Annotated in this window: 6 protein-coding genes; 4 read left to right on the top strand and 2 right to left on the bottom strand. The window is 40.4% G+C overall.

Translation table 11 applies throughout. The features are described from left to right. Window positions 1-305 precede the first annotated feature (305 nt). The gene (gene gatB, locus IM479_RS19180; protein ID WP_287078579.1) at window positions 306-1,778 is read right to left on the bottom strand and encodes an Asp-tRNA(Asn)/Glu-tRNA(Gln) amidotransferase subunit GatB; all 1,473 of its coding nucleotides are present in this window, start codon (window positions 1,776-1,778) and stop codon (window positions 306-308) included. Between the two features lie 476 nt (window positions 1,779-2,254). Between gatB and IM479_RS19175 the strand changes: the two genes are divergently transcribed. Continuing rightward, on the top strand, window positions 2,255-3,784 hold the full coding sequence (locus IM479_RS19175; protein ID WP_287684588.1) for a pyruvate kinase: 1,530 nt from the start codon (window positions 2,255-2,257) through the stop codon (window positions 3,782-3,784). 156 nt (window positions 3,785-3,940) lie between these two features. On the opposite strand, the gene IM479_RS19170 is transcribed toward IM479_RS19175, so the two are convergent. Continuing rightward, window positions 3,941-4,135: a hypothetical protein gene (locus IM479_RS19170; protein ID WP_287674815.1), complete on the bottom strand. Its 195-nt coding sequence runs from the start codon at window positions 4,133-4,135 to the stop codon at window positions 3,941-3,943. A gap of 236 nt (window positions 4,136-4,371) precedes the next feature. On the opposite strand from IM479_RS19170, the gene IM479_RS19165 reads away from it, so the two are divergent. Genes IM479_RS19165 through IM479_RS19155 form a run of 3 tightly spaced genes read left to right on the top strand, consistent with a single transcriptional unit; the run spans window position 4,372 to window position 6,849 of the window. Continuing rightward, window positions 4,372-4,947, top strand: a complete 576-nt coding sequence (locus IM479_RS19165; RefSeq protein ID WP_287674818.1) for a hypothetical protein — start codon at window positions 4,372-4,374, stop codon at window positions 4,945-4,947. 1 nt (window position 4,948) lies between these two features. Then, window positions 4,949-6,628 (top strand): glycosyltransferase family 39 protein, encoded by a 1,680-nt coding sequence (locus IM479_RS19160; RefSeq protein ID WP_287684587.1) that lies wholly within the window; start codon window positions 4,949-4,951, stop codon window positions 6,626-6,628. An 11-nt stretch (window positions 6,629-6,639) separates the two neighbouring features. Next, complete coding sequence (locus IM479_RS19155; protein WP_002739214.1) at window positions 6,640-6,849, top strand: hypothetical protein; 210 nt, start codon at window positions 6,640-6,642, stop codon at window positions 6,847-6,849. Window positions 6,850-6,991 lie beyond the last annotated feature (142 nt).

The following is a 6,991-nucleotide window of genomic DNA, read 5'->3' as shown; positions in this document are numbered from 1 at the left end:
ATCAGTTATCAGTTATCAGTTATCAGTTATCAGTTATCAGTTATCAGTTATCAGTTATCAGTTATCAGTTATCAGTTATCAGTTATCAGTTATCAGTTATCAGTTATCAGTTATCAGTTATCAGTTATCAGTTATCAGATTTGAGTTTTAAGTTAACAGTGTTAATCAGTTCCCAGTTATCATGAGACTGCTTTTATTTATTCTCCCTACTTCCCCACTACCTACTCTCTCACTGTTTACTGTTTACTGTTTACTGTTTACTGTTTACTGTTTACTGATCACTGATTACTGATCACTGAATATAACTAACCAGAAAGTTTTTGATCTAAGATTTGGCTAGTTAATTTAGGATCGGCTTTACCGCCGCTTTTTTTCATGACTTGACCGACAAAAAATCCCTTAAGATTAGTTTTACCCGCCCGGAATTTTTCTAACTCGCTTGGATGGGAGGCGATAATTTCCTCGATCAGTTTTTCGATCGCAGAAGTGTCAGAAATTTGTATTAATCCTTTCTTTTCCACCAGTGCTTTTGGTGAACCGCCTTGGCTGAGAAGTTCGGGTAAAATTTCCTTAGCAATTTTGCCACTAATTGTTCCCGCTTCAATCAGTTTAACTAATTCAGCTAAGTCTGACGCTTGCAGGGCAATTTCCGTGATCATCAGCTTATTATTATTCAAATAAGCGGCGATATCTTGACTGAGCCAGTTAGCGACTAATTTCGCATTTGCCCCGGCAATTACAGTAGTTTCAAAATATTCGGCCACGGTGCGATCATCGGTTAAAACCCGGGCATCGTAGGGGGAAAGACCAAATTCTTCTTCATAACGACGACGTTTATGAGCGGGTAATTCCGGTAATTCTTCCGCCCAAGCTTTTAACTGTTCGGGAGAGACTTCTAGGGGGGGTAAATCCGGTTCGGGAAAATAGCGATAATCGCTAGAACCTTCTTTTTTCCGCATACTAATCGTCCGTTGAGTAGCTTCTTCCCAAAGACGGGTTTCCTGTAGGATCAATTCGCCATTTTCGAGCGCTGCAATTTGTCGATCGATCTCGTATTCTATGGCTTTTTGGATAGCACTAAAGGAGTTCATATTTTTAATTTCTACCTTAGTCCCGAACTTTTTAGCGCCTTTTTTCCGCACAGAAATATTGACATCGCAGCGCAGGGAACCTTCCTGCATATTACCGTCACTGATGCCGAGATAACGCACTAAACGCCGTAATTCTTGGGCATATTCCGCCGCTTCGGCCCCGGTGCGTAAATCCGGTTCCGAGACAATTTCTAATAATGGTACACCTGTACGATTAAAATCCACCAGGGAATGGGTGGAACCAGAGAGACGTTCGCTGCCGGCATGAACCAGTTTTCCCGCGTCTTCTTCCATGTGCAGACGAGTAATACCGATAATTTTGCGGCTAACTTCCTTAGTTTTTTTATCGACGATCTCGATTTCTAGTTGACCCTGTTCGACAATAGGGAGATCATACTGGGAAATTTGATAATTTTTCGGCAGGTCGGGATAAAAATACTGTTTGCGATCGAATTTGCTATGGAGTGTGATTTTACCATCGATAGCTAATCCCAGTTTAACGGCACTGGCCAGGACTTCTTGGTTAAGGACGGGTAATACCCCCGGATAACCCAAACAGATGGGACAGACGTTAGTATTGGGGGGACTATCGAAGTTGGTGGGACAGGGACAAAATATCTTGCTTTTGGTGTTCAGTTGACAGTGGGTTTCTAAACCGATAATTGCTTCGTATTCAGTAGCAGACATATTTTCTCGCTCTCGCCGACACAGGAATGATCTGTTTACTCATTATAGTCGCGATTCTGGAGCATTCCCTCCCTTCACAAAACTTAATACTGTAGTTACTAATAACTTTATGCACCTTTAATATAGCTTAAAAAAGATAATTTATTCAGCCAATGTACGCCATTATTTTAAATTTTATCAAAGGCATAAGACAGGGAAGCTTATCGATAATTTTTCCCCGATAAACCTAGCTTTTTTAGTATCGACCACCGACCACCGACCACCAAAACTTCCCACCTCACCGTTAAGATAACCGCCATAAATCGTAGCAAAAATTAACTTCTAGAGACAGGATATTTGCTTAGTATAGAAACAGAGAGATTATACCTAAGAACTGACCCCATAACCAGCCAAAAGCAATATAAGCGGCGAAAGTGAGCATTTTCTAGGCAAATATTGCCTTAATAATTGACGATTTTTACTTTGTACTCAATTTTATGTCTTTAACTCTCTCAGAACAACTCAAGCGAGAACAATTATCCTATCCCCAAACTCTCCTCCATCATCTGCAAAGGTTACGGCATTTTGTGACAGTGGAAGGAGAGGAGAAATTGCAGCAGTGGAAAAACCTCATTGAAAAGGAGAATTTTCAACCTAGCACCCGTAATTTAGCCTATTATCTCGCCCTGAGACAAGAAGATATCCGGGATTTACAATTAGCTTTAATGCCCTGGGGATTATCTTCCCTAGGCCGGATTGAATCGAAAGTTTTACCGACTCTCGATGCGGTAATTGCCACTTTAGGGGCGGTTTGTCATCAAGAAGCCTCATTATTACCCAAACATCCCCCTTTAGAGGCATTTTTCCAAGGAGATCAACTTTTAGCCTCCCATAGCGCCGAAGTTTTCGGTCTGCCTTCCCCCCGGCGTCGGGTGCGAATTATGGTGACAATGCCGACGGAGGCGGCAACCGACCCCGATTTTATCGCTCAATTACTGCGTTGCGGGATGGACTGTATTCGCATTAATTGCGCCCATGATAGCCCCAAAGAATGGCAGGGAATGATCGAAAATCTGCGCGAAGCGGTCAAAAATCCCGAAAATTTAGTCAATGGACATACCTGTAAGGTTTATATGGACTTAGCTGGCCCAAAAATCCGTTTAGAACAGATTTTAGCCCCCCAGTCCCAAACCAGACTATATCAAGGGGATTTTCTCCTCTTAACCACCCAACCGCCCCACACTGCCCATTCTCAGTATTTTCAGGCTAATTGTTCCCAACCGGAGATTATTCCCCAAATTCCCGTCGGGGCGAAAGTTTGGATTGATGATGGTCATATTGGGGCTGAAGTTATTACCATAATGCCGGAAGGTCTTTTACTAAAAATTACCCACGCAAGAGAGAAAGGAGAAAAACTCAAAGCAGATAAAGGCCTAAATTTCCCCGATACCGTCTTAAATATCGATCCTTTGACCGCAAAAGACCGGCAAGATTTAGATTTTATTGCCCAAAATGCCGATATTATCGGTTACTCTTTTGTGCAGAAAGCCAGCGATATCGAGACACTACAGCTAGAGTTACAAAGTCGTTTGGGTGATGCTTGGCGACAAAAAGCAATTGTGGCCAAAATAGAAACACCTTTAGCCGTGAAAAATCTTCCCGAATTAATCATCCATGCCGCCGGTAAACAACCTTTTGGGGTGATGATTGCTCGGGGCGATTTAGCTGTAGAAATTGGCTATCAAAGACTAGCAGAAATTCAAGAGGAAATTCTCTGGTTATGCGAAGCGGCCCATATTCCGGTAATTTGGGCCACCCAAGTCCTAGAAAATCTGGTCAAGAAAAGTATTCCTTCCAGGGCCGAGATTACCGATGCAGCTATGGCCGAAAGGGCCGAATGTGTCATGCTGAATAAGGGGGAATATATCCGCGAAGCGGTGACAATTCTTGATGATGTTTTACAAAGAATGCAGACCCACCAAGCTAAAAAAACGCCCCAATTACGCGCTCTCCATTCTTGGGTTTAAGCAATTTCAGTTATCAGTTATCAGTTATCAGTTATCAGTTATTAGTTATCAGTTATCAGTTATCAGTTATCAGTTCACTGTTTACTGTTTACTGATCACTGAAAAAACTACCCACTCCCCCACACCTTTTAAACAGGATTTAGAGTCAGCGGTAAATTAACGCATATTATTGACCGCACCACTAACCAAACCAGCGCTAACATAGCGACCATAACCATCAAGACGGTTTTGTTGAGCGATTCGAGAGGGATTATTGACGAGATCGGCAACCCCCATACCCATCATCACCACGGAGATAACTGCGATTAAGTAGTTACGGACAAAAGTTGGATTTTGGTGGCTGACTAACATGGTTGTTACCTCTCTTTCCTGTCGATAACCTTAGAATACGAGAGGGTTTGGGGTGATGTCAGTCCCATAATTCCGGGTGACAGAAGTGGAAAAAAGTGGAATCCACAGACAAGCTATGATTTTTTGTCGATTAGAATCGGTAAATAGGGAATCGGGAACAGGAAAAGGGCAATATTCGTCGTCAATCTGGTTAAATAATCAGTAAATCAGCTAAAAACTGACATATTCTCCAGAATATGACCTTAGAAACAGCGATTATGACCATAAAATTTCTCTGTCCTTTAGTTTTAGGATTATCTATTGTTATTATTGACAATGGGCAATATCTCAGAGCAGAAACGGTAACTTTGAGCGCCAGTCAACGGCAACAACTGCGATCGCTAGATGCTAAGATTATTTTACCTAACTATATCCCCCCCGGATTTCGGGCCAGCGAGATTAAAATCCTCGCAGAAGAGGGGAAAGGATACGCAGTCCTCTTTGAAAATGCCGAGAATAGCTGTTTTTTGGTGGAAGGAATCGAAAACGCCAGGGGCGATGATGGTTTAGAATTAGAGGGAACCCTAGCGCTCAATTCCCCACTATTTGGAGAAGGATACTGGCTCAATTATGGTACACCCCAAGACTCGGAATTAAAGCAACAATTCCCTGAACCTGATTTGTATTCCGATTGGATGAAAATGGGAGAATATTTTTATCGTCTCAGTGGGGCATTAATTGCCCGGGAGGAGTATGATTATCCTAATTGCCGTCAAGATATTTCACCATCGGAAGCGGTTAAAATAATCGAATCTTTCGGAGATAACAATTAAATTGAATTTATCTACAGTCATTTCTGATCTACAACAAAAAAGCAAGGAGCGGTTAGCTTGGTCTGATTTTTGCTGGTTAGGATTAGTAATAATTTTGGGACTGGTTATTAGGTTAACACAATTAACTAGCAAACCTCCCTGGACGGATGAATTTGCCACTATGGTTTTTAGTATTGGCAATAATTACCAGATAGTGCCGTTAAATCAGATAATTTCCCTCGCCACTTTATTCGCACCTCTCCAGAGCAATGATCAGGCAACTATTGCCGATGTAATTAAATTAGTTATTCAGGAGGACAATCATCCACCTTTATATTTTATTCTCGCCTATCTCTGGAATAAATTATTCTTTGATCGGGGAGAATATGTATCTTTAGAAGCGATGCGATCGCTGGCAGTATTTTGGGGAGTTATTTCGATTCCTTTAATTTATTTTATCAGTAAATTGGTCTTTAAATCAGGCTCGATCGCTTTTCTAGCGGCGATTTTAATGGCGGTTTCTCCCTACGCGGTTTTTATCTCCCAAGAAGCGCGCCATTATACTTTAGCGGTTGTATTTGTCCTCATATCTTTAGGCTGTTTTCTTAGGGCAAGCGGTCAAATTATCCACCATAAAAGAATATCCCATACTTTGGTTTTTTTCTGGTTAATTGTCAACTGTCTAGGGTTATTAGTCCACTATTTTTTTAGTTTAACTATCCTAGCGGAAGCAATAACTTTATTATTGATTTTATTCAATCAAATCAAACAAAAAAACTTTTGGATAACTAATTGGTGGCGTTTAAGTTTAGTTTTTTTAGGTAACTTGAGCTTTATTATTATTTGGTTTATCACCTTTGTACCCAAAGATTATGGCAATCAGATGACCGGTTGGATTCAGAGAGACAATGATAGTTTTTTAGCAGTAATTAGCCCCTTTTTTCAATTGCTGGGAACATTAATTACTATGCTTTCTCTGCTCCCCGTTGAATCAGAATCTTTAATAATTATCTTGATTTCTGGGGCAATAATGATCGGTTTTTTTCTCTGGATTATCCCACAATTAAAAACAGCGTGGCTAGACTCCTATAAACCAGAATTAGGCATTCTCTCGGCATTTTTTCTCAGTTCAATTGCTATTTTCTTTGTCATCACCTATCTGCTCTCGGTCGATATTACCCGGGGAGCTAGATATAGTTTTGTTTACTTTCCCTCGGTAATTTTAATTCTAGCAATTTTATTAGACAATTGTTGGCAAAGGCAGCAGAAAAAAATCGTAATTATTGTCCTTATCATGGCTTTAATTAGTTCCCTAAGTGTTACTTTTAATTTAGGCTATCGTAAATATTATCGCCCGGATAAATTAGTTACCACTATCGAAAATAATAGCCGTTATCCCTTAGTAATTGCCACTAGCTATAGGAGTTTGGTGCAGGTGGGAGAAATGATGGGAATTGCTTGGGAATTTAACCAAAGATTTCCCGATAAAAACCCTCAGTTTATCTTAGTTAACTCAGGACAAAAGCCAAATTTTAATCTGCCATCTTCTCCCCCTTTTGAATTATGGTTAATTAATTTCCATTCTTCAATAGATCGCTCGGACTGTCAACTCTCAGAGTTATCCTCCAATTATGTAACAGGTTATGAATATCAAAAGTTTCTCTGTGGGCGATCGATGGATTATAATAATAAAGTTAAGTAGGGCTATTAACTATGATTATTTGGGTAAATGAACAGATTGACCCCTGCGGTTTAGTACAAGCTTGTATTGCCTGTCAAGATGAACAAGCAGCAAAAGATTGTCATCAAAGTTGGTTAACCAGTCTTACGGATGAACAAAAACAAGCGGGGTGGGTAGCAGTTTTAAGAACCGTAGAATCTTGGGATGATGTACCTGTAAATGCTCTGAAGTTAAGTTATTAACTAGGGTTTGCTGAAAAAGTTATTGAAAAGCACAGGTCTCTTAATCAATGATTTCACTTAGCTACAAGCATAAGCTTTAGTTGTTGATTAGTTTCTAAGTCATAACTTATTGTCATCATTGACCGAGAAAAAGTGCGGTTTT

The organism is Microcystis sp. M165S2 (assembly GCF_020245885.1).
Taxonomy (GTDB): domain Bacteria; phylum Cyanobacteriota; class Cyanobacteriia; order Cyanobacteriales; family Microcystaceae; genus Microcystis.
This window is presented reverse-complemented; position numbering and strand designations above follow the sequence as displayed.